We start from the raw sequence: 22,290 nt of genomic DNA, 5'->3' as shown, positions 1-22,290 counted from the left end.
GCCCAACCGGCGGGTCATGCAAGCATCATCGAACCTTCATCGCCATGACATCCCGTGTTTCTAGCCTGAACGCGCACATAAAAGCCTACCGGCCACCCTTGCATGGCTGGTTTTATGGAGACTCGTAATGACGCGAATCGCTCATGTTGCCGACACCTGCACCGGACACCGCCTGCACGCCGAGCGCCTGATGGGTCACGCCGCGTTGCGGGAGGCTCAGGCCCTGCGCTATCAGGTCTTCAGCGAAGCGTTCGATGCAAGGTTCAAGGGTGCCGAGCACGGCCTGGACCAGGACGAATTTGACCCGCACTGCCGTCATATCGGCGTACGCGATGTCACTACCGGACGGCTGGTGGCCACCACGCGACTGCTCGACCACGAGGCGGCCAGCAACCTGGGCCGCTTCTACAGCGAGGAGGGGTTCAGCCTGCAAGGGTTGCTGCAACTCCAGGGCCCCATCCTGGAAGTGGGTCGTACCTGTGTGGCCGCGCCGTACCGCAACGGGGGCACCATTGCCACGCTCTGGAGCGAGCTGGCCGACGTACTCAACGAAGGCGGTTATCGCTACCTGATGGGTTGCGCCAGCATCTCGATGCAGGACGGCGGGGTGCAGGCGCATGCCGTCATGCAACGCCTGCGCGAACGCCACCTGTGCACCCAGGACCTGCGTGCCGAACCCCGCAATCCGCTGCCGCCGCTGACGTTGCCGGATAACGTGAGCGCCCAGATGCCGGCCTTGCTCAAGGCCTACATGCGCCTGGGCGCCAAGGTCTGTGGCGAACCGTGCTGGGATGAAGACTTCCAGGTCGCCGATGTGTTCATCCTGCTCAAGCGCGAGGCGCTGTGCCCGCGCTACGCCCGTCACTTCAAGGCCGCTGTGTGAGGGGCCGTCTTCGGCAGGTGGGGCGCTTGGTTCACATGCTGCTGGTGGTGGTGCTGGGGCTGCTGATGGCCAGCCTGCTCGTCATCGGGATGCACCTTGGCATCAAAACCTCGCTCGAACGCCGGCAACGCTGGACCCGGCTGTTCATGCGGCGCCTGGTAGCAGCACTGCCCTTCGAAGTCTGCGTGACGGGCAAGCTGCCGAGCACGCCCATGCTGTGGGTCGGCAACCATGTGTCCTGGACCGACATCCCCCTGCTGGGCATGCTGGCGCCTATGTCGTTTCTGTCCAAGGCGGAGGTCCGGCACTGGCCGCTTGCCGGGTGGCTGGCCGAGCAGGCAGGCACCCTGTTCATCAGGCGCGGCGCCGGCGATGGGCAGCAGCTACGCGTGCAGATCGGCCAGCAGTTGGTCACAGGCCACCCCATGCTGCTGTTCCCCGAAGGCACGACCACCGACGGGCACCAGCTCAGGACCTTTCATGGGCGCCTGTTGGCGGCAGCCATCGACCAGGGCATCGCCGTGCAACCGGTGGCCATCCAATACCAGCGGCGGGGCCAGATCGACTCCTTGGCGCCCTTCGTGGGGGATGATGATCTAGTGTCACACCTGCTGCGGTTGCTGGCACAACCTCGCGGCCAAGTACGCATTCACCTGCTCGATCCACTGACAAGTCATGGCAAGGGCCGCACGCTGCTGGCGCTCCAGGCCCAGCGTTCGATCCATCAGGCGCTCTACGGCACACCAGAGCCACCGGTACTTCACAGGCCGTGTGCGACCGCCACCTGAACGCAGCGCCCTGGCGCCAACCACGCGGCAGATCAGTCAATCAACGAGCGGGCCGGCCTGTGCCCGATGGCTGGCAGCGAAGGCTTGTACCAGGGGGTAGAACGCGCGGAAATCATCGAGCAACGGCACGTACAGGCGATCAAGTTCCTCCATGACCCCTGCCAAGCCTTCAGGCCGTGACAAGCGCCGGGCGATCCCGGCGAACACCTGTTCTAGCGTGGCGAAGTCAGCATAGGAGCCCAGCCAGTCAGACTGCGCCATGGAAGGCGCGATGTGGGCCAACCGGCCCGGCAGCGCGGGCTCGGCCAACAGCACCTGATAGAACCCATGGGTGAACTGACGCAGCGGCTGGCGCCCATATTCAGGCCAGTGACGCGCCAGGCAGTGGTCGAAGAAGACGTCCAGCGCAATCCCCGCAAACCGGCGTCGCACCTGCGTAAAACGCGCCAGGGAGGCCAGCACGACAGGATGCGTGTCAGTGAAACTGTCGATGTGCCGGTGCAGGCGGATGGACGCCTCGATTTGCGGCGCGAACCGCCCTTCCAGCGAGCCTTTGACGAAGTCCCCGTAGAGGCTGCCCAGCAACTGCTGTGGGGCTGGTCCCCCAAGGTGAAGGTGTGCAAGATAATTCATGGCGCCAGTCTATCACTTGCCTGGAATGCATCGCCGCCGAGCGATATACCGTCTGGCTATCTGTTCGGAACACTTAAAGCTTTGCGACTCCCTTTGACTCTCAGGTATCCGTCATGACCACGCTATTCGATCCAATCACCCTGGGCGACCTGGAACTGCCCAATCGCATCATCATGGCCCCACTCACCCGCTGCCGCGCAGACGCCGGCCGCGTGCCGAACGCACTGATGGCCGAATACTATGTGCAACGTGCCAGTGCCGGCCTGATCATCAGCGAGGCGACCTCGGTCAGCCCCATGGGCGTGGGCTACCCGGACACGCCGGGCATATGGAGCGCTGAACAGGTCAGGGGCTGGACCAATGTCACCAATGCCGTGCATGCCGCTGGCGGCCGAATCTTCTTGCAGCTGTGGCATGTGGGCCGCATTTCCCATCCACGCTACCTCGATGGCCAGTTACCGGTCGCACCCAGCGCCATCCAACCCAAGGGGCACGTGAGTCTGGTTCGCCCGCTCAGCGACTACCCCACGCCTCGGGCGCTGGATACCGAAGAGATCAGCGACATCGTCGAGGCCTTCCGCACGGGTGCCGAAAACGCCAAGGCCGCAGGCTTTGACGGCGTCGAGATTCATGGCGCCAACGGCTATTTGCTCGACCAGTTCCTGCAAAGCAGCACCAACCAGCGTACTGACGCGTACGGCGGCTCGCTGGAAAACCGGGCCCGCCTGCTGCTGGAGATCACCGACGCCGTAGTCCAGGTATGGGGAGCGCAGCGCGTCGGGATGCACTTGGCGCCGCGCGCCGATGCCCACGACATGGGCGATACCGACCGTGCCCAGACCTTCACGTATGTGGCGCGGGAGTTGGGCAAGCGGGGCATTGCCTTCATCTGCTCACGGGAACGTGAGCGCGACGACAGCCTTGGCCCTGCACTCAAAGCAGCATTTGGCGGCGTCTATATCGTCAACGAAGGTTTCGACAAGGCCAGTGCCAATGCGGCCTTGGCCAATGGCAAGGCTGATGCCGTGGCCTTTGGCGTGCCGTTCATCGCCAACCCGGACTTGCCTGCACGCCTGGCTGGCGATGCGCCATTGAACGAAGCTCACCCAGAAACGTTCTATGGCCAAGGTCCGGTGGGGTACATTGATTACCCACGCCTGTGAGGCCTTAGACAGGGGCCAGGACCCGGCCCCTGTCCTTCCCGGTCAAGGCTTGGCGTTGATCTGCTGTTGCAGGTTCTGCAACTGGCTCTGGACGTTGTTCAGGTTACGGGTCATCTGACCACGAAACGCGTCGAACTCCTGCACCGATGCGCCACCGCCGGCCGTGGTATTGGGGCGGTTGTCCAGCTGGCTTTTGAGCACCAGCACATCCTGCTCCAGGCTTTCGATGGCGGCCTTGGGGTTGCCTTGTTTTTTCAGCGCCGCCACTTCCTCGCTCAGGCTCTTGAGTTGCCCGTCGAGCTTGCGCCCATCGACCTGGCCCGACTTGAGCGCTGCCAACTCGCCGTTCACCGCCTTCAACTGCGCCTGCAACTGCGTTTGCAGTTCTGTCACCGCCCTCTGCTGTTCACGGGTGTCGGCCAGGACCTGCTCCAGGCGCTTGCCAAGGTCCCCGGCCTGGCCCGCCACACCCGCCTGCTGCTTGCCCTGTTCGGCCAGACTGGCCTGCAACTGGCTGATCTGCTGCTTGAGGGCTTCACTGCCACTGTTGTTGGACGAGGCGCTGGCTTCGACCTTGCCGCTGATCGCTTGCAATCGCCCTGCCGCGTCTTCGCTGATGCGCGCGAAGCTCTCCTGGGTGGCGACCAGTTGCTGCTCCATCAGGGAGATCTGCCGATAGCTCCACCACCCTAGACAACCCAGGGCGATGAACGCGGCTACCAGCATCGCCCACAACGGGCCGGTGCTCGGTGGCCTGGTCGCTTGACGACGACTGCGCGGGACATGGGCCGCAAGCACCTCATCGTCGTCATCCGGCGTCCCTGCGCGCAAGGCCGGTACATCATCGAAATCATCGCGAGCATCAAAGCGCATGAGCATCCCACCACAGAGGTTGCAAATAAGCGGGATTATAAACCGCGCGCGCAGCCAGGTGATGCCCGACGTCGTCGTGAGCGCTTACCGGCCAGACGGCTGGTGTTTCCACCAGGTGCAGAATTCGTCCAATGCCGCCCATACGCTAGTGGTGGGCTGGTAGCCCAGGTACTGACTGGCGCGGCTGATGTCCAGGGTAAAATCGCGACTCATCACCTGCATGGCCAGGCGTGACAGCGTAGGCTCGGGCCGGCCCGGCCATAGGGCGCACGCCGCCTCGTTGAGCGCGGCCAGGCCGTAGGCCAGCCCATAGCCTCGGTAGCGGGTGACCTGGGGGAGCTGAAGCTGACGCAGGACATAGTTGATCACGTCCCATAGCGGCAAGGGCTGGCCATTGCTGATGTTGTACGCTTGCCCAAGCGCGCGCCCGTCAGCGAACACTGCGCTGTACAGCGCTTCGTTCAGGTTGTGAATACTGGTGAAGTCAACTTTGTTCAAGCCGTTGCCGATAATTGCCAGCCTGCCTTTGCGTTGCAGGTGCACCAGCCGCGGCAGCAGGCTCGTATCGCCTGCACCGATGACGAAACGTGGGCGCAGCGCCAATACTTCGAGGCCAAACTCCTGGGCACCGAAAACCTTCTGTTCGGCAATGAACTTGGTCCTGGCGTAGTGATTGGCAAACCGGCCGGGCACCTGATCCTCGCCAATGGCCATGCGTGAACGACCATTGAAGTAGATCGACGGCGAGGACAGGTGCACAAGACGACGTACGTGTTCCTTCAGGCAGCCTTCGACGACGTTCTCGGTGACCACCACGTTGCCCTGGGCGAACGTCTGATAGAGCCCCCAGTGCCCCACAGCACCGGCGCAATGCACCACGGCCTCGACGCCCTGGCACAGGCGCCGGGCCAATTCCGCGTCGCCAAGGTCGCCCGGGATGAACTGCGCGCCACGCCGCACCAGATGCTCCACACCTTCGGCACGTCGGCCACTGACCCGCACATCCAGCCCCCGCTCCAAGGCCAGCCGAGCGAAACGCCCGCCGATGAAGCCACTCGCGCCAGTGACCAGAATTCGCATGTAACACTCCGCCTTGCCTGATGTTCAGAAGCCTTTGACGCCCTTCGGCGCTACAACGGCACCAGCCAGTGGTGGGCGCTGTGGCGCAGGTGGTCGGTCAGCTGTGCCAGCAGTTGCCCGCCGTTACGCCAATGATGCCAGTACAACGGTACGTCGATCGGGGTATCGCTGCAGATTTCCACCAATTGGCCGCTTGCCAGTTGCTCGCGGGCCTGCAACTCCGGCACTAGCCCCCAACCCAACCCCGCTTCGGTCATGCGCAAAAAGCCTTCGGAAGAGGGGCACAAATGATGCAGAAAACCGTCCTGCATACCTAAAGAGGCCAAGTAGCGGTGCTGTAGAAAATCGTCGGGGCCATAGACGATTGCGGGCGTGCGAGCCAGGCGGCAGGCATCGAAGCCTTGGGCAAAATGCTGCTTCATGAAGGCAGGGCTGGCCAATGCCCGATAACGCATTGCCCCCAGGGCCAGGCTGCGGGCGCCGGCCACTGGGCGTTCGCTGCCGCACAGGCAGGCGGCCACGTCACCGGCGCGCATGCGCTTGAGACCTACTTCCTGGTCCTCGACTACCAGATCGGTAAGGACCTTGTGCTCGGCACAGAATTGCCCCACTGCGCCGGCCCACCACGTGGCCAGGCTATCAGCATTGAGCGCGATGCGCAGACGTTCCGGCATACCCCCGTCTTCGAGCGCGGGTACCTGGCGCTGCAAGTCGCGCTCAAGCAGGCGCACCTGCTGCACATGGTTGAGCAATTGCCGGCCTACCTCCGTCGGGCCAGGCGGAGCAATGCGAACCAGTACCGGCTGCCCCACGCGCGCCTCCAGCAACTTGATGCGCTGCGACACGGCCGATTGGGACAGGCCCAGCACCTGCGCTGCACGCTCGAAGCCGCCTTGCTCGACGACGGCAGCGAGGGCCGCAAGCAACTTGTAGTCGAACATCGATTTTCCTAATGACCGGTGAGCTTTATTGATTTTTCTTATAACCCGCAAGTTGTCACACTGGCCAGCATCTTTCGAGGAGTCGTCTTCCATGTGGCAGAGTTATCTCAATGGCCTGCTGGTCGCCCTGGGCCTGATCATGGCCATTGGCACGCAGAACGCATTCGTTCTGGCGCAAAGCCTGCGCCGCGAGCATCACTTGCCGGTAGCGGCGCTGTGCATCCTGTGTGATGCCCTGTTGGTCGCCGCAGGTGTGTTCGGTCTTGCCACGGCCTTGGCCCATAATCCGACGCTGCTGAGCGTTGCCCGCTGGGGGGGCGCGGTATTCCTCATCTGGTACGGGATCAAAGCCCTGCGCAGTGCCTTCTCCGACCAGAGCCTGCAGCACCAGCAGGGCCAGGGCATGCGTTCACGGCGGGCCGTGCTGCTCAGTGCCCTGGCGGTCACCTTGCTCAACCCCCACGTCTATCTTGACACTGTGCTGCTGATCGGCTCGCTCGGGGCCCAGCAGACGGCGCCAGGGGCCTACGTGGCGGGGGCTGCCAGCGCCTCGCTGCTATGGTTCTCGACCCTGGCGATCGGGGCGGCATGGCTGGCTCCCTGGCTGGCACGGCCAGGCACCTGGCGTCTGTTGGACCTGATGGTGGCCGTGATGATGTTTGCCGTGGCAGCGCAACTGATCTTCAACTGATCATTCGAGCCCAGGGTGCCAGCGCGTGACGTCCCTGCCCATCCTGCCTGGAAACGACCGCCACCGGTCGCTGCCCGCCAAGGCACCTGGAACCTCTAATCCCTATGTTTGTTGCGTGGTTATGCGCCAAGGCTTGGTGCTATGATCCAGCCCTTGCGTCGCAAAGAGTACAAACTCGCCGACGCACATAGGGCCGCCCGTGATCGGCCCTGCGCAAACCGCGAACTAGACCTGAATCAGGAGATCTACCATGGCTTTTGAATTGCCGCCGCTGCCCTACGCCCACGATGCCCTGCAGCCGCACATCTCCAAGGAAACCCTGGAGTATCACCACGACAAGCACCACAACACCTATGTCGTGAACCTGAACAACCTGGTACCGGGCACCGAATTCGAAGGCCAGACCCTGGAAGAGATCGTCACCTCTTCGTCGGGTGGCATCTTCAACAACGCCGCTCAAGTGTGGAACCACACCTTCTACTGGAACTGCCTGTCGCCAAACGGCGGCGGCCAGCCGACCGGCGCCCTGGCAGAAGCCATCAACACCGCTTTCGGTTCCTTCGACAAGTTCAAGGAAGAGTTCACCAAGACGTCCGTCGGCACCTTCGGTTCCGGCTGGGGCTGGCTGGTCAAGAAAGCGGATGGTTCCCTGGCGCTGGCCAGCACCATCGGTGCCGGCAACCCGCTGACCAGCGGCGACACTCCGCTGCTGACCTGCGATGTCTGGGAACACGCCTACTACATCGACTACCGCAACCTGCGTCCAAAGTATGTCGAGGCGTTCTGGAACCTGGTCAACTGGGCCTTCGTGGCTGAGCAGTTCGAAGGCAAGACCTTCAAGGCCTGAGTCCAGCACTGTTCTTGAAGCCCGGCCACGTGCCGGGCTTTTTCATGCCTGCTACTGGACGATGCCGCACTTGTTCAGCGTGCATAGCGCGCTAACATCAAATTTCCGGTTTCTTGACGACGCCCACTCAAGTTACCCAGGGCTTCAACCGATACACTGCTAATGACCGTCCCGTAGTGAAAGGTCATGATTGATGGCAAAATAATGTCATTTGCATGGATTAAGGAACCTCCATTGAAGCTGGAATTGCGTAACAGCTTGTCGGTCAAGTTGCTCAGGGTCGTGCTCCTGGCGGCGCTAGCGGTCGGCGTCGTGCTCAGCTGTGCGCAAATCGTCTATGACACCTACAAGACCCGCCAGGCCGTCAACAATGACGCCCAGCGCATTCTTGACATGTTCCGCGATCCTTCTACACAGGCGGTCTACAGCCTGGACCGTGAAATGGGCATGCAGGTCATGGAAGGTCTGTTTCAGGACGAGTCGGTGCGAATGGCCTCCATCGGTCACCCCAACGAAACCATGCTGGCAGAAAAGTCCAGGCCGTTGCAGGACATGCCCCTGCGCTGGCTCACCGATCTGATTCTTGGCCAGGAGCGTACCTACACCACGCAGCTGGTAGGCCGGGGGCCCTACAGTGAATATTACGGCGACCTCAACATCACCCTCGACACGGCCGCCTATGGCGAAGACTTTCTGATCAACGCCGTGATCATCTTCATCTCCGGCGTGCTTCGGGCGCTTGCCATGGGGCTGGTGCTGTACCTGGTCTACCACTGGCTGTTGACTAAGCCACTCTCCAAAATCATCGAACACCTCACCCAGATCAATCCAGACCGCCCCAGCCAGCATCAGATCCCACTGATAAGGGGCCATGAGAAGAACGAACTGGGCCTTTGGGTGAACACCGCCAACCAGTTGCTGGCATCGATCGAACGCAATACCCACCTGCGCCATGAGGCCGAGAACAGTCTGCAGCGCATGGCCCAGTACGACTTCCTCACCGGCCTGCCCAATCGCCAGCAACTGCAGCAGCAACTGGACAAGATCCTGGTGGACGGTGGGCGCCTGCAACATCGAGTGGCCGTGCTCTGTGTAGGCCTTGACGACTTCAAGGGCATCAACGAGCAGTTCACCTATCAGGTCGGTGATCAGCTGCTGCTGGCCCTGGCCGATCGTCTGAGGGCCCACAGCGGACGCTTGGGCGCGCTGGCGCGGCTGGGGGGCGACCAGTTCGCCCTGGTGCAGGCCAACATCGAACAGCCCTACGAAGCGGCAGAGCTTGCACAAAGCATCCTCGATGATCTGGAGGTGCCCTTCGACCTGGACCACCACCAGCAGATCCGCCTGCGCGCCACCATTGGCATCACCCTGTTCCCGGAAGACGGCGACAGCACCGAGAAGCTCCTGCAAAAAGCCGAGCAGACCATGACCCTGGCCAAGGCGCGTTCACGCAATCGCTACCAGTTCTACATCGCCAGCGTGGACACCGAGATGCGCCGGCGCCGCGAACTGGAAAAGGACCTGCGCGAGGCCCTGCCACGCAACCAGCTGTACCTGGTCTACCAACCGCAGATCAGCTATCGCGATCATCGCGTTGTAGGGGTCGAGGCGTTGCTGCGCTGGCAGCATCCGGAACTGGGCATGGTGCCGCCCGATCAGTTCATACCACTGGCCGAACAGAACGGCAGCATCATCGGGATCGGCGAGTGGGTGCTGGATCAGGCCTGCCGGCAGTTGCGCGAATGGCACGACCTGGGCTTCAGCGAGCTGCGCATGGCGGTCAACCTGTCTACTGTGCAACTTCACCACAGCGAACTGCCGCGGGTGGTGAACAATCTGCTCCAGGCCTATCGCCTGCCTCCGCGCAGCCTGGAACTGGAGGTGACCGAAACCGGCCTGATGGAGGACATCAGCACCGCAGCCCAGCACTTGCTGAGCCTGCGGCGTTCGGGCGCCCTGATCGCCATCGACGACTTCGGTACTGGGTACTCGTCTTTGAGCTACCTCAAGTCCTTGCCCTTGGACAAGATCAAGATCGACAAGAGCTTCGTGCAGGACCTGCTCGATGACGACGATGACGCGACCATCGTGCGCGCCATCATTCAGTTGGGCAAAAGCCTGGGCATGCAGGTCATTGCCGAAGGCGTGGAAACCGCCGAACAGGAAGCCTACATCATTGCCCAAGGCTGCCACGAGGGCCAGGGCTACCACTACAGCAAGCCGCTGTCGGCCCGGGAACTGACCAGCTTCCTCAGGCAGGCCCAGCGCAATCAGGTTTCCATGCTCTGAATGCACAGGTGAAACGCCGTGACCAGCTTTTACATGAATCGCAGGCTGAACCCTTTACAGCAAATGCAAATCTTTCGCATGATGTGTCGGTTCAGCGTGCCATCGCGCACGGTTCACCCATGGTCCAACCACACGACGCAGGAAACCAACAATGATTCGAATGCCCCTGGCCTCTGCCAGTCTGCTGGCCATTGCCATCGCTCTCGCCGGTTGCGGTGAAGGCAAGGACGACAAGGCCGCCGCGCCGCAAGCCCAGGCTCCCGCTGCCGCCAGCACCCCTGCAGCAACGCCAGGGGCTGTCGACGAAGCCGCTGCCAAGGCCGTGGTCAAGCACTACGCCGAGATGGTCCATGCCGTGTACAGCGACTCGCTGAGCACCGCCAAGACCCTGCAGGCCGCCGTCGACGCATTCCTCGCCACGCCCAACGATCAGACGCTCAAGGCCGCCAGGGACGCCTGGGTCGCTGCGCGCGTGCCCTACCTGCAAAGCGAAGTGTTCCGCTTCGGCAACACCATCATCGACGACTGGGAAGGCCAGGTGAACGCCTGGCCCCTGGACGAAGGCCTGATCGACTACGTCGACACCAGCTACGAGCACGCCCTGGGTAACCCGGCAGCCAGCGCCAACATCATCGCCAACACCGAGATCCAGGTGGGCGAAGAGAAAATCGACGTCAAGGACATCACCCCCGAGAAGTTGGCCAGCCTCAACGAGCTGGGCGGCTCCGAAGCCAATGTCGCCACCGGCTACCACGCCATCGAATTCCTGCTGTGGGGCCAGGACCTGAACGGTACCGGCCCAGGTGCGGGTAATCGTCCGGCGTCGGACTACCTGGAAGGCGAGGGCGCCACGGGTGGCCACAACGACCGCCGCCGCGCCTACCTCAAGGCGGTCACCGACCTTCTGGTCGCCGACCTTGACGAGATGGTGGCCAACTGGGCGCCGAACGAGCCCGACAACTATCGCGCCAAGCTCGAAGCCGAGTCGGCCACCGACGGCTTGCGCAAGATGCTGTTCGGCATGGGCAGCCTTTCGCTGGGTGAGCTGGCTGGCGAGCGTATGAAGGTGTCCCTGGAGGCTAACTCGCCCGAGGACGAACACGACTGCTTCAGCGACAACACCCACTACTCGCATTTCTACGATGCCAAGGGCATTCGCAACGTCTACCTGGGCGAGTACACCCGCCCCGATGGCACCAAGCTGACCGGGCCTAGCCTGTCGTCACTGGTGGCCAAGGCCGACCCTGCTGCCGATGCGACCCTGCGCGCAGACCTGGAAGCCACCGAAGCGAAGATCCAGGTGATCGTCGACCACGCCCTCAAAGGCGAGCACTACGACCAACTAATCGCCGCCGACAACACCGCCGGCAACCAGATCGTGCGTGATGCGATTGCAGCCTTGGTCAAGCAGACCGGTGCCATCGAACAGGCCGCCGGCAAACTGGGCATCGACAACCTGAACCCTGACACAGCCGACCACGAGTTCTGATCCCATCTGGTGCGGCACCCAACGCCCGGCCTTGAGCCGGGCGTTTTCATGTCTGCGGCACCGTTTCCTGCTGCCTGGCAGGCCACCCATCGCCCACCCTGCACGCATCATTTAATCGCCAACAGGGAGGCAGCCAATGCTGCAGATTCTCGATGTTTGGGGAGAGGGCCGGATCGTGCAGCGCATTGAAGGCACGAACCTGATCACAGGATTTCACAACGCCTACAACCTCAACAAAGCTGGCCAGCGTATCTCCAACGGCCCGTTCGCAGGCGGGCCGATCCCCAACGTGATTCTGGTGTACGAGTACGACGCGCCCAAGTTCCCGATCGACGACCACTCTGTTCCCCATGTCACCCTGATGGGGGCGCCGATCACCCACGCGGTGGCCGAGGAGATGTGCCGTGTATTAGCAGGGTCAGGCAAGGTCTACCTCTACGACCCCAACGAAACCGACCGACGGCTGTTCGAAGCCGTGGCCTATGCGCATGGTTTGCAACCTTTAGGTCGCTTCGACCCAGCCGCACTCGAACCGCCCTTCAATGAAATCACCTTGCTCGCGGCCTACGTATACCGCGCCCCGAGCGGCCCCCTGCCCCGTCCGAGTACTCACCCATAAAGGAGATACACAATGGCCAGCGTTACTTACCTGCGTTCCCTTGCCAACAACACGCCTTATACCCTGACCTTGATTGACGGAGAAAACCGCAGCCAAAGCCTGGCAATTGGCGCCCAGCACGTCTGGAACGGCTCGCTCGCGGTGCCTTGGATCGGTAAATCCGAAGAGAACTACAAAGCGCTGCGCTTGATTCTGGGGCCAGGTGCAGAGACCAACATCTGGCTTTTTCAGGATTACTGGCAGCCCGCCTACATGGATGCGGTGAAATACCTGATCGCCTCGTCCATGGAATATGCCAGCGAGGAAGTGATGGAGGTCCCGGGCGATAACCGCGAAGGGGGTAGCAAGAACCTCATCGTCAGCCTGGTCAACCGCCAGTTCAAACTCTTGATGGCCTAAGCACCTGCTACGACGATTTCATCCAGCAAACGCAAATTGCTCTTATTCAATGATCCTGGGCCTGATAAGCTTGCACGCCGGATTTTCGTTCAGGCCCAGGATTCTGCATGTCCCTGCCGCTGTCCCGACTTGCCCCTCTGCTGCTGGTCTTTGCCCTCGCCGCCTGTGACGACGCCCCGCGTTTTACCCAGGCCGAGCCGGGCGAAGCGCTGTCAGGTGGCAAGACGACCGTGTTGCGCAGTGACCGCAATGCGTATTCGCTGCCCGCCGCCAACCTCTCCCATGAGCGGCGCCTGGACTTTGCAGTAGGCAACAGCTTCTTTCGCAACCCTTGGGTCATCGCCCCCTCCACCACCACGGCGCGCGACGGCCTGGGCCCCTTGTTCAACACCAACGCCTGCCAGAACTGCCATGTGCGCGACGGGCGCGGTCACCCACCCGCGGCAAGTGCCAGCAATGCGGTCGGCATGCTCGTGCGCCTGTCGATACCTGACCAACCCTACCTGGCCAAGGTCATCGAACGTCTGGGGGTGGTACCAGAACCTGTATACGGCACCCAGCTTCAGGACATGGCCATCCCTGGCGTAGCGCCTGAAGGCAAGGTGCGCATGACCTACACGGCGCAGACGGTCTCGTTCAAGGATGGCCATCAGGTCGAGCTGCGCATGCCGGCGTTGCAGATCACCCAACTGGGCTACGGGGCCATGCACCCGGACACGCGCTTTTCGGCGCGCGTGGCGCCACCGATGATCGGCCTGGGCCTGCTCGAGGCGATTCCCGAGGCTGACGTATTGGCCAACGAAGACCCGGACGACCGCAATCGCGATGGGATTCGGGGACGCGCCAACCGCGTGTGGGACGATGCGCTGGGGCGCACGGTTGTCGGCCGCTTTGGGTGGAAAGCGGGCCAGCCGACTGTGAACCAGCAGAATGCGCATGCGTTCGCCGGCGACATGGGCCTGACGACGACATTGCAGCCCAACGACGACTGCACCCAGGCTCAGGTCGAATGCCGCGCCGCGCCCAATGGCGACGGCGTGGCAGGGGAAAAGGAAGTCAGTGACAACATCCTGCGCCTGGTCACCTTCTATACCCGCCACTTGGCCGTGCCGGCCCGTCGGGATGTGGCCACCCCCCAGGTGCTGGCAGGCAAGAACCTGTTCTATAAGGCCGGGTGCCAGGGTTGTCATATCCCTCAGTTCACCACCGCCAGCGATGCCGCCGAGCCGGAACTCGCCGGCCAGATCATCCGGCCCTATACCGATCTACTGCTGCATGACATGGGCCCCGGCCTTGCCGATGAACGAACCGAATTTGCCGCCAACGGCCAGGACTGGCGTACGGCCCCGCTCTGGGGAATCGGCCTGAGCGAAACGGTCAGCGGTCACTCGCAATTTCTGCATGACGGACGCGCGCGCAACCTGCTCGAAGCGGTGCTGTGGCACGGCGGCGAAGCCCAGGCAGCACGCGATTTCGTCCTTACATTCGATGCCGAGCAGCGCGCTGCCCTGCTGGCGTTTTTGAAATCACTTTAAACATGCACAGGAGCCGGCCATGTTCCGACCCAAACTGTTGTTTACCAGCCTCGCTGCCCTGGCCCTTGGCGCCTGCTCCCCGCAGGATCCGCAGGCCGTCACCTCCGCGGCCATCGCCAAGCAGGTGATCCTGCCCACCTACAGCCGCTGGGTCGAAGCCGACCGCATGCTGGCCGCCAGCGCCCTGGCGTTCTGCGAAGGCAAGGAAACCCTGGAAAAGGCGCGTGCCGATTTCCTCAATGCGCAAAAGGCCTGGGCCGAGCTGCAGCCCTTGCTGGTGGGCCCGCTGGCCGAGGGCAACCGTGCATGGCAGGTACAGTTCTGGCCTGACAAGAAGAACCTGGTCGGCCGTCAGGTCGAGCAGCTGGTCAATGGGGACAAGCCTGTCGATGCGGCCTCCCTCGCCAAGGCGAGCGTTGTGGTCCGCGGTTTATCAGCCTATGAATACATCTTGTTCGACAGCAAGCCGGACATCGCCACGGCCGAGCAGAAGGCGCGTTACTGCCCGATGCTGGTGGCCATCGCCGAGCACCAGAAGGGGCTGGCCGAGGAAATCCTCAAGGGCTGGAACAGCACCGAGGGCATGCTCTCGCAGATGACCAAGTTCCCCAACCAGCGCTACGCCGATTCGCACGAAGCCATCGCCGACCTGCTGCGTGCACAGGTAACCGCTTTGGACTCGCTGAAGAAGAAGCTGGGTGCGCCCATGGGACGGCAAAGCAAAGGCATCCCACAGCCCCTGCAAGCGGAAGCCTGGCGTAGCCACAACTCCATGAATAGCCTCCAGGCCAGCCTCAAGGCGGCCCAGGCGGTTTGGGTGGGTGTGGACAATAAAGGGCTGCGCGGGCTGCTGCCAGGCGATCAGAAGGCGCTTGCGCAAAAGATAGACGATGCCTACGCCAATTCATTGAAGTTGCTGGCTGATAACCAGAAAACCTTGGGCGAGCTACTGGCCGACGACGCAGGTCAGCAGACCCTCAACCAGATCTACGACAGCCTCAACGTCGTGCACCGCCTGCATGAAGGTGAATTGGCCAAGGCGCTTAACATTCAGTTGGGCTTCAACGCCAACGACGGTGACTGATCATGCTGCGACGCCAGGCCTTGAAACTCGGTAGCGTTGTACTCAGTGCCCTCACCTTGGGCGGCTGGAGTCTTCTGCGCAAAAAAGGCAGCGAGCCCTTGCTGCTGTCGGCACGCGACGACGCCGACGGCAAGCACTATGCCGTGGGCTATCGACTGGACGGCACCCAGGTGTTCAGTACCCAGGTGGCCCAGCGTTGCCATGCCATCATCGATCACCCGGAGCGGCCCATTGCCTTGTTCGTGGCTCGCCGCCCAGGGACTGAAAGCTACCTGGTCGACCTGCGCGACGGGAAGCTATTGCAGACGGTGGTATCGCCGCCTGACCGGCATTTCTATGGTCATGCCGTGCTGCACAAGGACGGTCAGTGGCTGTACACCACCGAAAACGATACCCGAGACCCAGGACGTGGCGTGCTGGGGGTCTACCGTTTCGACGACGAGCGCCTGGTGCGCACCGGCGAGCTCAGCACCCACGGCATTGGCCCGCATGAAGTCGCCTGGCTGCCGGACGGCGAAACGCTGGTGGTCGCCAACGGGGGTATCCGCACCGAGGCCGAAAGCCGAGTGGAGATGAACCTTGATGCCATGGAGCCGAGCCTGGTGCTGATGCAGCGCGACGGCACCTTGTTGAGCAAGGAAACCCTGGCCCAGCAGATGAACAGTGTTCGTCACTTGGCGGTAGCCCGCGATGGCACCATTGCCGCGTGTCAGCAGTTCATGGGGGATGCCTCGGAAACTGCCGAGCTGCTGGCAATCAAACGACCAGGCCAGGCTTTCCAGGCCTTCCCAGTTCCGCACCACCAGTTACAGGCCATGGCCCAGTATACGGCCAGCGTGGCCATACACGACGAACTGCGCCTGGTGGCACTGACAGCACCACGGGCCAACCGCCTGTTCGTCTGGGACCTGGACAGCGGCGCCGTGCGTCTGGATGCGCCCATGCCCGACTGTGCCGGCGTTGGCGCGGTGAAGGACGGGTTCGTGGTGACATCGGGCCAAGGCCGCTGCCGGTTCTATGATTGCCGCAAGCACCAGCTCGTCGGCCAGCCCCTGAACCTGCCTTCAGGCTTCTGGGACAATCACCTGCATGTGATCTGAAACGGGCGTCAGGCTGTGCCCTGCGGCTCAACCAAACGGCCGCAGCCCCTGGCGCATGCCGAACAGGAACAACAGCAGGTCGTGATCAGGCTGCACCTTGGCATGCTGCTGTGGCTTTACCTCGCGCGGCAAAGCACATTGCTCAGCCAGTTCCGATTGGCTGAACACCACGGTTTTCGGTTGTTCCCAGGCTGCCACTGCAACCGTGGTGAGCGCCAAGCCCCCAACCAGAAACAAAGTTCGAGCTATTTCTAGTTTCATTGCCCTAACCCTTTGACAGCGCTGCCAAACGCCATTGGATAAACGTAGTGCAACCTAGGCGCCTTTGCACCGCTCAACGACGAATGGCAGCACCGGTATCGAGGGTGCCTGCGCAAGGGGTACAGGCCTTGTGAACCGTCATGCACCTTAACCCTTGCGCAGCACATACACGCGCCACATGGCATAAAACGGCAGGAAGTCGAGGCGTTCCTGGATCCTGAAACCAGCGGCTGCGAACTCCGCCTCAACCGTTTCGGCAGGTAACACAAAACGGTTCTGGTAACTGTCCGGCCCGTGCTCGGTATCGCGACGGTGCTCGAGCTTCCTGCGCCGCCAGGCTTTGAAATTGCCATCGACCCACAGCGACACAATCACGCTGTCTCGGCTAACCCGTTGAAACTCCTTAAGAATCGCTTTCCTGTGAGCCGCTTCGCCAATATGGTGAAACAGACGCATGCAAAAAATGCTGTCCACCGCGTTATCCGGTAACTCGATGGCAAAGGCCGAGGTCTGCAAAGGTCGTACCCGGGCCACGACTTCCGGTGGTTGGGACGCGCATGCCGTCTCGATCATGTCGGCGGAATTGTCTGCTCCAATGATCACGCGGTTGGCTTTTTCCGCCAGCAGTGGCCAGAAGCGACCCGCTCCGCAGGGCAGGTCCAAGACCAAGCCCGGTTCGCCCGCCAGCGTCAGGGCCCGGCGAGCCAACTGCTCATCGCGTTTATGGGACAGGCGCCTGGCCAAGCCGGCCTGGTGCTTCAAAAAATACTGTTGGGCATGGGCCTTGTCGTATTTACGGGAAAACTCGAGGTTGATGGGGCTGCGCATCGGGCATCTCCTGATTCCAATGGCGGCCAGACTAAGCAGCCAAGCGTTGGAATCAGGTTATGACGTTGTGAAAAAAGCGTTCTTCACCAGGATATTTCTTACAGGCTATTACGAAAGTGTATTCAGCTCACCCTTGACCACTGTACTGCTGAGGTCCACTTGGAATCGGCAGCCATGGGGATGGGTCGAGGTCAGCGTGACCTGCCAGCCTTGGTCATCGCAAATGCGCTGGACCAACGACAAGCCAAGGCCAAGGCCTTCCCCTCGGCGTTCTTCCCCGCGTACGAAGGGCTTGAACATGGCCTCGCGCTGCTCCTCGGGGATGCCTACCCCGCTGTCTTCCACGGTGAAACTTGTGGCCTGCAGAGTCAGACGAATGTAACCGCTGTCGGTGTAATGGGCGGCGTTACGCAGCAGGTTGCCCATAACCGATTGCAGGAAGGTGGCGTTGTACAAGACCGGACCTGCGTTGCCACGGCCTTCGTAATGCAGCGTCAGCCCCTTTTGTTCGATGGTGTCGCGCCAAACCCCGATCAATTCGTCCCCTACTTCGCGCAGGGTTGCCCGCGATGCCACAGCACCTTCGTCCCTTTGGGCCCGGGCCAGCATGAGGAAGGTTTTCACCAGCTCGCGCATTTCCTCGGTGGCGCGTGCCACCCGTTCGACCTGACTGCGCGAACGCGCATCCAAGGCCGGGTTTTCCATGAGCAACTCGCATGAGGTCGCCAGCACCATCAGTGGTGTACGCAACTCGTGGCTGACGTCACTTGTGAACAGGCGCTCGCGCGTCAAGGCATCGCGCAGACGGCCCAGGGTGTCATCGAAGGCCACTGCCAACTGCCCGACCTCGTCAGCGGCGTAGTCAGGTGCCAAGGGTGGCGCCAACCCAAGCAGCTGGTCGCGATGGCGCACCTGGCGCGCCAGGCGGATGACCGGTGCCATCACCCGACGCGCCACCAACCAGCCCAGGATCACGGCGAGCACCAGGCTCAATACGAACCCTACGACCACTACGGCGAACAGCAGCCGCTCTCGCTCCTCGAAGTCGCTTTGATCCTGCAACAGCACGTAACGACGACCGTCCACGATCTCCACCATGGCGTGATACGAAAGCTGGTCGCGAAAGACCTCGTGGAAACCTCGGTCCAGATGGCGCAGGTCCTTGGGCAGCTCGAAGTCGTCCCGCCCCCCGCTGAAGTAGAACAGTTGGTCCGGTCGCGGGCGGTGACTCCAGTCGCTGACGCTGTCCATGCGCAACAGCCGCTGCAGGTCACCGCCGAGCACCGAGGAAATCAGGCGCTCTTCCACCAGGTGCACGGTGGAAACGATACCCACCGCGAAAGCCCCGGCCACCAGCGCGCTCATCAGCGCAAAGGCAATGATGATGCGCTGGGCAAGGCTCTGTTTAAACTCCATCGCGACCCTCGGCGAGGCGATAGCCGACGCCATGGACGGTATGCAGCAGGGGTTTTTCGAAAGGTTTGTCGATCACCTGACGCAACTGGTGTACATGGCTGCGCAGGCTGTCGCTGTCAGGGCAGTCATCGCCCCACAGGGCCTCTTCCAGTACTTCGCGCCGCAACACGTGCGGGCTCTTCTGCATGAGTACCGCCAGCAGTTTCAGACCGACCGGGTTGAGCTTGAGCAGACGTCCTTGCCGGCTGACCTCGAGCGTGTCGAGGTCGTAGCTCAGGTCGGCGACCTGCAGCGTGCGACGGCCACCCCCCTGCGCCCTGCGCAGCACAGCCTCGATACGCGCGGACAGCTCGGACAGGGCGAAGGGCTTGAGCAGGTAGTCATCGGCGCCGGAGCGGAAGCCTTGCAGCCGATCGTCCAGTTGATCGCGGGCGGTAAGCATGATCACCGGCGTGTCGCGGCGGGCGTCTTCGCGCAGGCGCTTGCACAGCGTATAGCCATCGATACCCGGCAACATGATGTCGAGCACGATCAGATCATAGTGCTCGGTCGCTGCCAGGTGCAGGCCCGACAACCCATCCTGGGCACAGTCGACGGTATAGCCTTTCATGCCAAGGTAGTCGGCAAGGTTGGCCAGAATATCGCGGTTGTCTTCAACCAAGAGGATGCGCATGAATTTCTCCTGTGCGACGCTGCTCGCGGTGATGCGCGGCAGGCGCAGCTTAAGGCCTAAGCCTGCGGGGTGCCAGCCTTTGGATGAATTCAGGCGGCTTGACGTTTTTTTCACTGAACCTTCACGGACACAGCATAGGAGCGGCTCGACAATGCGCGACCTTTCCGTGCCCTGGAGCCGCCATGCAGCAACCAATTTGCCCTCGCCCCTTGAACCTGTGGCTGTACCTGGGTATTCCACTGGCCACCATGCTTGCGCTGGTGGCGCTCGAATGGACCTCGGTGGACATGGACGTGGCCAACCTGTTCTTCGATACCGCCACCGGGCAGTTCATCGGTCGGCACAGCTACCTGCTGGAGAACATCCTGCATGACCGGGTCAAGCAGGGCGTTATCTTGCTGGGCGTCTTGGCACTGGCTGTTTTTGTGGCAAGTTTTTTGGTCAGGGGCTTGTACGGCTGGCGCCGCGAACTGGGCTGCTTGGTACTCGCTCTGGGGGTATCCACCGCCTTCGTCACGCCGCTGAAGAAACTGACGCAGGTGCAGTGCCCTTGGAGCCTCACGCAGTTCGGCGGCTCGGAAACCTACAGCAAGCTGCTTGAGCCAAGGCCTGCTACCGACAAGCCGGGGCTGTGCTGGCCGGGCGGTCATGCGACCACCGGGTTCTGCCTGTTCGCGCTGTTTTTCGCGTTGCGTGATCGTAAACCGCGTCTTGCGCGCGTCGCGTTTGCGGTGGCCCTGATCGCCGGTACAGTGCTGTCGGTGGGCAGGATGATGCAAGGGGCGCACTTTTTGTCCCACAACGTCTGGACGGCTGTGTTCTGCTGGCTGATCGGCCTGGGTGCCTACTACCTGGTGCTGTACCGCAGACGCGCGCAGAACAGGCCAGCCACAGAGCCCCGCCCTGCCTGAGCCAGCACCCACCGATAGAATGCCGAGCCCTGAACAAAAAAGCCCCGGCTCTAGCGAGCCGGGGCTTTGGGGTACAGCGGGGGTAAGGCTGGCTTACATCATGCCGCCCATGCCACCCATGCCGCCCATATCAGGCATGCCGCCGCCTGCTGGCTTGTCTTCCGGCAGGTCGGCAACCATGGCTTCGGTGGTGATCATCAGACCGCCGATCGAAGCAGCAGCTTGCAGTGCCGAACGGGTGACCTTGGCTGGGTCCAGGATGCCCATTTCGATCATGTCGCCGTACTCGCCGGTCGCAGCGTTGTAGCCGTAGTTGCCCGAACCCTGCTTGACCTTGTCGGCCACAACGCTTGGCTCGTCGCCGGCGTTGGCAGTGATCTGACGCAGTGGTGCTTCGATAGCACGGCGCAGCAGCGAGATACCGACGTTCTGGTCTTCGTTGTCACCTTTGAGGTCAACGATTGCAGACAGGGCGCGCACCAGGGCAACACCACCGCCAGGCACCACGCCTTCCTCGACCGCTGCACGGGTAGCGTGCAGGGCGTCTTCGACGCGGGCTTTCTTCTCTTTCATTTCGACTTCGGTGCCAGCACCGACCTTGATGACGGCAACACCGCCAGCCAGCTTGGCCAGACGCTCTTGCAGCTTCTCACGATCGTAGTCCGAAGAGGTTTCTTCGATCTGGGCACGGATCTGCTTGACGCGACCCTGAATATCATCTTCAGCGCCAGCGCCGTCGATGATGATGGTGTTTTCCTTGGACAGGGTCACGCGCTTGGCGTTGCCCAGGTGTTCCAGGGTAGCGGTTTCCAGGGACAGGCCGATTTCTTCGGAGATGACCTGGCCGCCGGTCAGGACGGCGATGTCCTGCAGCATGGCCTTGCGACGGTCGCCGAAGCCTGGCGCCTTGACCGCTGCAACCTTGACGATGCCGCGCATGTTGTTGACGACCAGGGTAGCCAGGGCTTCGCCTTCGACGTCTTCAGCAACGATCAGCAGTGGGCGGCCGGCCTTGGCAACGGCTTCCAGCACTGGCAGCAGCTCACGGATGTTGGAGATCTTCTTGTCGACCAGCAGCAGCAGCGGGCTGTCCAGCTCGGCAACCATGGTGTCTGGCTTGTTGACGAAGTACGGGGACAGGTAGCCGCGGTCGAACTGCATGCCTTCTACAACGGACAGCTCGTTTTCCAGGCCCGAACCTTCTTCGACGGTGATGACGCCTTCCTTGCCGACCTTCTCCATGGCTTCGGCGATGATTTCACCGATGGAGCTGTCGGAGTTGGCGGAAATGGTACCGACCTGGGCGATGGCCTTGGAATCGGCGCATGGCTTGGACAGGTTCTTCAGCTCGGCGACGATGGCGGAGGTGGCCTTGTCGATGCCGCGCTTGAGGTCCATCGGGTTCATGCCGGCAGCGACGGCCTTCAGGCCTTCGTTGACGATCGACTGAGCCAGCACGGTCGCGGTGGTGGTGCCGTCACCGGCTGCATCGTTGGCCTTGGAAGCGACTTCCTTGACCAGCTGGGCGCCCATGTTCTCGAAGGCGTCCTTGAGCTCGATTTCCTTGGCGACGGAAACGCCGTCCTTGGTGATGGTCGGCGCGCCGAAGCTCTTGGCCAGTACCACGTTACGGCCTTTCGGGCCCAGGGTCGCTTTTACCGCGTCAGCCAGAACGTTGACACCAACCAGCATTTTCTTGCGAGCGGAATCGCCGAATTTTACGTCTTTAGCAGCCATGATCGTTTAATCCTTGATAAATCTTTGGAGTAACGGGAAGTCGGTGGAAA

At 62.1% G+C, this 22,290-nt stretch carries 22 protein-coding genes; 13 read left to right on the top strand and 9 right to left on the bottom strand.

The annotated features are described in order from the left end of the window. Positions 1 to 127: 127 nt before the first annotated feature. Both B2J77_RS04380 and B2J77_RS04375 read left to right on the top strand, forming a co-directional pair. Entirely contained in the window at positions 128 to 883 is a 756-nt protein-coding gene (locus B2J77_RS04380; protein ID WP_078478049.1) for a GNAT family N-acetyltransferase, read from the top strand. A gap of 35 nt (positions 884 to 918) precedes the next feature. After that, positions 919 to 1,671, top strand: coding sequence for a lysophospholipid acyltransferase family protein (locus tag B2J77_RS04375; protein ID WP_058637132.1), 753 nt, complete (start codon positions 919 to 921; stop codon positions 1,669 to 1,671). A gap of 36 nt (positions 1,672 to 1,707) precedes the next feature. On the opposite strand, the gene B2J77_RS04370 is transcribed toward B2J77_RS04375, so the two are convergent. Further along, the gene (locus tag B2J77_RS04370; RefSeq protein ID WP_058637133.1) at positions 1,708 to 2,304 is read right to left on the bottom strand and encodes an ACP phosphodiesterase; all 597 of its coding nucleotides are present in this window, start codon (positions 2,302 to 2,304) and stop codon (positions 1,708 to 1,710) included. A 113-nt stretch (positions 2,305 to 2,417) separates the two neighbouring features. Here B2J77_RS04370 and B2J77_RS04365 point away from each other — a divergent pair, with 113 nt between their 5' ends. After that, the gene (locus B2J77_RS04365) at positions 2,418 to 3,467 is read left to right on the top strand and encodes an alkene reductase (protein ID WP_058637134.1); all 1,050 of its coding nucleotides are present in this window, start codon (positions 2,418 to 2,420) and stop codon (positions 3,465 to 3,467) included. 42 nt (positions 3,468 to 3,509) lie between these two features. On the opposite strand, the gene B2J77_RS04360 is transcribed toward B2J77_RS04365, so the two are convergent. From B2J77_RS04360 to B2J77_RS04350, 3 genes are all read right to left on the bottom strand, one after another. Next, positions 3,510 to 4,340, bottom strand: a complete 831-nt coding sequence (locus B2J77_RS04360; RefSeq protein WP_078478048.1) for an ATPase — start codon at positions 4,338 to 4,340, stop codon at positions 3,510 to 3,512. 84 nt (positions 4,341 to 4,424) lie between these two features. Beyond that, on the bottom strand, positions 4,425 to 5,420 hold the full coding sequence (locus tag B2J77_RS04355) for an NAD-dependent epimerase/dehydratase family protein (RefSeq protein WP_078478047.1): 996 nt from the start codon (positions 5,418 to 5,420) through the stop codon (positions 4,425 to 4,427). Positions 5,421 to 5,470: 50 nt separating this feature from the next. Next, on the bottom strand, positions 5,471 to 6,361 hold the full coding sequence (locus B2J77_RS04350) for a LysR family transcriptional regulator ArgP (protein WP_058637137.1): 891 nt from the start codon (positions 6,359 to 6,361) through the stop codon (positions 5,471 to 5,473). 91 nt (positions 6,362 to 6,452) lie between these two features. On the opposite strand from B2J77_RS04350, the gene B2J77_RS04345 reads away from it, so the two are divergent. From B2J77_RS04345 to B2J77_RS04305, 9 genes are all read left to right on the top strand, one after another. Next, entirely contained in the window at positions 6,453 to 7,052 is a 600-nt protein-coding gene (locus B2J77_RS04345) for a LysE/ArgO family amino acid transporter (RefSeq protein WP_058603268.1), read from the top strand. Positions 7,053 to 7,302: 250 nt separating this feature from the next. After that, positions 7,303 to 7,899 (top strand): superoxide dismutase, encoded by a 597-nt coding sequence (locus tag B2J77_RS04340; RefSeq protein WP_078478046.1) that lies wholly within the window; start codon positions 7,303 to 7,305, stop codon positions 7,897 to 7,899. A 234-nt stretch (positions 7,900 to 8,133) separates the two neighbouring features. Then, a complete protein-coding gene (locus B2J77_RS04335; RefSeq protein ID WP_058637138.1) occupies positions 8,134 to 10,188 on the top strand; it encodes a putative bifunctional diguanylate cyclase/phosphodiesterase in 2,055 nt (684 codons plus the stop codon). Between the two features lie 151 nt (positions 10,189 to 10,339). Then, the gene (locus B2J77_RS04330; RefSeq protein WP_078478045.1) at positions 10,340 to 11,677 is read left to right on the top strand and encodes an imelysin family protein; all 1,338 of its coding nucleotides are present in this window, start codon (positions 10,340 to 10,342) and stop codon (positions 11,675 to 11,677) included. 136 nt (positions 11,678 to 11,813) lie between these two features. After that, a complete protein-coding gene (locus B2J77_RS04325; RefSeq protein ID WP_058637140.1) occupies positions 11,814 to 12,296 on the top strand; it encodes a hypothetical protein in 483 nt (160 codons plus the stop codon). 12 nt (positions 12,297 to 12,308) lie between these two features. After that, positions 12,309 to 12,695: a hypothetical protein gene (locus B2J77_RS04320; protein ID WP_078478044.1), complete on the top strand. Its 387-nt coding sequence runs from the start codon at positions 12,309 to 12,311 to the stop codon at positions 12,693 to 12,695. Positions 12,696 to 12,802: 107 nt separating this feature from the next. Further along, entirely contained in the window at positions 12,803 to 14,230 is a 1,428-nt protein-coding gene (locus tag B2J77_RS04315) for a di-heme oxidoredictase family protein (protein ID WP_078478043.1), read from the top strand. A 19-nt stretch (positions 14,231 to 14,249) separates the two neighbouring features. Next, positions 14,250 to 15,314, top strand: a complete 1,065-nt coding sequence (locus B2J77_RS04310; RefSeq protein ID WP_058637143.1) for an imelysin family protein — start codon at positions 14,250 to 14,252, stop codon at positions 15,312 to 15,314. A 2-nt stretch (positions 15,315 to 15,316) separates the two neighbouring features. Next, complete coding sequence (locus B2J77_RS04305; protein WP_078478042.1) at positions 15,317 to 16,414, top strand: DUF1513 domain-containing protein; 1,098 nt, start codon at positions 15,317 to 15,319, stop codon at positions 16,412 to 16,414. Between the two features lie 27 nt (positions 16,415 to 16,441). On the opposite strand, the gene B2J77_RS04300 is transcribed toward B2J77_RS04305, so the two are convergent. From B2J77_RS04300 to colR, 4 genes are all read right to left on the bottom strand, one after another. Continuing rightward, positions 16,442 to 16,675 (bottom strand): hypothetical protein, encoded by a 234-nt coding sequence (locus B2J77_RS04300; protein ID WP_058603276.1) that lies wholly within the window; start codon positions 16,673 to 16,675, stop codon positions 16,442 to 16,444. 147 nt (positions 16,676 to 16,822) lie between these two features. Then, on the bottom strand, positions 16,823 to 17,503 hold the full coding sequence (locus tag B2J77_RS04295) for a class I SAM-dependent methyltransferase (protein ID WP_078478041.1): 681 nt from the start codon (positions 17,501 to 17,503) through the stop codon (positions 16,823 to 16,825). A 108-nt stretch (positions 17,504 to 17,611) separates the two neighbouring features. Beyond that, positions 17,612 to 18,919 (bottom strand): sensor histidine kinase, encoded by a 1,308-nt coding sequence (locus B2J77_RS04290; protein WP_058637145.1) that lies wholly within the window; start codon positions 18,917 to 18,919, stop codon positions 17,612 to 17,614. After that, the gene (colR, locus tag B2J77_RS04285) at positions 18,909 to 19,592 is read right to left on the bottom strand and encodes a two-component system response regulator ColR (protein WP_023534349.1); all 684 of its coding nucleotides are present in this window, start codon (positions 19,590 to 19,592) and stop codon (positions 18,909 to 18,911) included. The genes B2J77_RS04290 and colR overlap by 11 nt, the downstream gene beginning before the upstream one ends. A gap of 182 nt (positions 19,593 to 19,774) precedes the next feature. Between colR and B2J77_RS04280 the strand changes: the two genes are divergently transcribed. Continuing rightward, positions 19,775 to 20,503: a phosphatase PAP2 family protein gene (locus B2J77_RS04280; RefSeq protein ID WP_058637146.1), complete on the top strand. Its 729-nt coding sequence runs from the start codon at positions 19,775 to 19,777 to the stop codon at positions 20,501 to 20,503. A 93-nt stretch (positions 20,504 to 20,596) separates the two neighbouring features. Here the strand turns inward: B2J77_RS04280 and groL are convergent, their stop codons facing one another. Beyond that, the gene (groL, locus tag B2J77_RS04275) at positions 20,597 to 22,240 is read right to left on the bottom strand and encodes a chaperonin GroEL (protein ID WP_058603280.1); all 1,644 of its coding nucleotides are present in this window, start codon (positions 22,238 to 22,240) and stop codon (positions 20,597 to 20,599) included. Positions 22,241 to 22,290: the final 50 nt, after the last annotated feature.

It is taken from the genome of Pseudomonas parafulva, assembly GCF_002021815.1.
Taxonomy (GTDB): domain Bacteria; phylum Pseudomonadota; class Gammaproteobacteria; order Pseudomonadales; family Pseudomonadaceae; genus Aquipseudomonas; species Aquipseudomonas parafulva_B.
This window is presented reverse-complemented; position numbering and strand designations above follow the sequence as displayed.

Bases quoted from the DNA above. Each gene is read 5' to 3' on its own strand.
- B2J77_RS04350 (WP_058637137.1), bottom strand. From the start codon at position 6,361: ATGTTCGACTACAAGTTGCTTGCGGCCCTCGCTGCCGTCGTCGAGCAA.
- B2J77_RS04375 (WP_058637132.1), top strand. From the start codon at position 919: ATGCTGCTGGTGGTGGTGCTGGGGCTGCTGATGGCCAGCCTGCTCGTC.
- B2J77_RS04360 (WP_078478048.1), bottom strand. From the start codon at position 4,340: ATGCGCTTTGATGCTCGCGATGATTTCGATGATGTACCGGCCTTGCGC.
- B2J77_RS04365 (WP_058637134.1), top strand. From the start codon at position 2,418: ATGACCACGCTATTCGATCCAATCACCCTGGGCGACCTGGAACTGCCC.
- B2J77_RS04370 (WP_058637133.1), bottom strand. From the start codon at position 2,304: ATGAATTATCTTGCACACCTTCACCTTGGGGGACCAGCCCCACAGCAG.
- B2J77_RS04340 (WP_078478046.1), top strand. From the start codon at position 7,303: ATGGCTTTTGAATTGCCGCCGCTGCCCTACGCCCACGATGCCCTGCAG.
- B2J77_RS04310 (WP_058637143.1), top strand. From the start codon at position 14,250: ATGTTCCGACCCAAACTGTTGTTTACCAGCCTCGCTGCCCTGGCCCTT.
- colR (WP_023534349.1), bottom strand. From the start codon at position 19,592: ATGCGCATCCTCTTGGTTGAAGACAACCGCGATATTCTGGCCAACCTT.
- B2J77_RS04280 (WP_058637146.1), top strand. From the start codon at position 19,775: ATGCAGCAACCAATTTGCCCTCGCCCCTTGAACCTGTGGCTGTACCTG.
- B2J77_RS04315 (WP_078478043.1), top strand. From the start codon at position 12,803: ATGTCCCTGCCGCTGTCCCGACTTGCCCCTCTGCTGCTGGTCTTTGCC.
- B2J77_RS04290 (WP_058637145.1), bottom strand. From the start codon at position 18,919: ATGGAGTTTAAACAGAGCCTTGCCCAGCGCATCATCATTGCCTTTGCG.
- B2J77_RS04330 (WP_078478045.1), top strand. From the start codon at position 10,340: ATGATTCGAATGCCCCTGGCCTCTGCCAGTCTGCTGGCCATTGCCATC.
- B2J77_RS04295 (WP_078478041.1), bottom strand. From the start codon at position 17,503: ATGCGCAGCCCCATCAACCTCGAGTTTTCCCGTAAATACGACAAGGCC.
- B2J77_RS04325 (WP_058637140.1), top strand. From the start codon at position 11,814: ATGCTGCAGATTCTCGATGTTTGGGGAGAGGGCCGGATCGTGCAGCGC.
- groL (WP_058603280.1), bottom strand. From the start codon at position 22,240: ATGGCTGCTAAAGACGTAAAATTCGGCGATTCCGCTCGCAAGAAAATG.
- B2J77_RS04320 (WP_078478044.1), top strand. From the start codon at position 12,309: ATGGCCAGCGTTACTTACCTGCGTTCCCTTGCCAACAACACGCCTTAT.
- B2J77_RS04300 (WP_058603276.1), bottom strand. From the start codon at position 16,675: ATGAAACTAGAAATAGCTCGAACTTTGTTTCTGGTTGGGGGCTTGGCG.
- B2J77_RS04380 (WP_078478049.1), top strand. From the start codon at position 128: ATGACGCGAATCGCTCATGTTGCCGACACCTGCACCGGACACCGCCTG.
- B2J77_RS04345 (WP_058603268.1), top strand. From the start codon at position 6,453: ATGTGGCAGAGTTATCTCAATGGCCTGCTGGTCGCCCTGGGCCTGATC.
- B2J77_RS04355 (WP_078478047.1), bottom strand. From the start codon at position 5,420: ATGCGAATTCTGGTCACTGGCGCGAGTGGCTTCATCGGCGGGCGTTTC.
- B2J77_RS04305 (WP_078478042.1), top strand. From the start codon at position 15,317: ATGCTGCGACGCCAGGCCTTGAAACTCGGTAGCGTTGTACTCAGTGCC.